This window comes from Pseudoalteromonas sp. S558 (assembly GCF_005886635.1).
GTDB classification, from domain to species: domain Bacteria; phylum Pseudomonadota; class Gammaproteobacteria; order Enterobacterales; family Alteromonadaceae; genus Pseudoalteromonas; species Pseudoalteromonas aliena.
On the sequence record NZ_PNDU01000285.1, the window covers coordinates 1 to 1,112 of the forward strand.

Sequence of the window (1,112 nt, forward strand, 5' to 3'; positions counted from 1 at the left end):
ATTAAATAAATATTTTAATTTTTAAAAACATTGTAAAGCTGTAATAGTCATTAAGGCTAGTTACAGCTTATCCCTCTCTGTCAGACTAGTTGTCGCGCTTAATATTTAACCATTAAATAGAGGGTGTGGAGTAACAATGAAACATTATTCAGCGCAAAGCAAAGAGTCGGCTCTTCAGAAGATGATGCCTCCAAATAATATAGCAATAGCCCAATTATCTATCGAGATGGGTATTGGTGAATCAACCTTGTATAATTGGCGAAAACAAGCAATCGATAAGGGGCATTTAGTGCCAGGTAATGGAAAGAATGCTGAGCAGTGGTCATCAGCAAATAAATTTTCAGTCGTGTTGGAAACAGCCTCTTTAAATCAAGCTGAGTTAGCGGAATATTGCCGAAGTAAAGGTCTTTATGTGGAACAAGTATCGGCTTGGCGAAATGCGTGTATGGATGCAAACGCTAACGTTAAAGAGCAGGAAAAAGCCTTCTCTATTGAAGCTAAAAAAGATAAAAAGCAGATTAATCAATTAGAAAAAGAATTGCGCCGAAAAGATAAGGCATTAGCAGAAACTGCAGCACTATTGGTGTTAAGAAAAAAAGCAAATGCGATCTGGGGGGAAGCCGAGGACGAATGATCCTCGACTCAGCTCGCGTTCAAGCGGTTAAACTAGTTAATGAAGCTGTGAGTTCTGGTGCGCCAAGGTTTAAAGCTTGCCGTGAACTCGGGATCAGTGTCCGGACGTATCAACGTTGGACTGTTGACGGGAATATAAAAACAGATGGTAGACCAATATCTCAGCGCCCTGAGCCAAAAAATAAGCTATCAAAAGAAGAGAGAGATAACATATTAGCCATCGTTAATAGCGATGATTTTAAGAGCTTACCACCAAGCCAAATCGTCCCAACATTAGCAGATGAGGGTATTTATCTTGCTTCTGAATCAACATATTATCGTGTTCTTCATGAAGAAAAACAGCAAAACGCTCGCGGACGTAGTCAGATAAAAGAGAGAAAAGTACCGACGACACACTGTGCTACAGGGCCGAACCAAGTGTGGTGTTGGGATATTACTTGGTTACCAGGTCCCGCTAAGGGGCTGCATTTTTATTTTTT

The 1,112-nt window shown here is 40.4% G+C and carries 1 protein-coding gene and 1 pseudogene; both read left to right on the top strand.

Features of this window, described 5'->3' with window-relative positions; all coding sequences use genetic code 11:
- Positions 1-136 precede the first annotated feature (136 nt).
- On the top strand, positions 137-634 hold the full coding sequence (locus CWB66_RS17025) for a hypothetical protein (protein WP_138586295.1): 498 nt from the start codon (positions 137-139) through the stop codon (positions 632-634).
- A pseudogene (locus CWB66_RS17030) lies at positions 631-1,112 on the top strand (helix-turn-helix domain-containing protein); the annotation flags it as partial. The gene CWB66_RS17025 and the pseudogene CWB66_RS17030, both read left to right, overlap by 4 nt.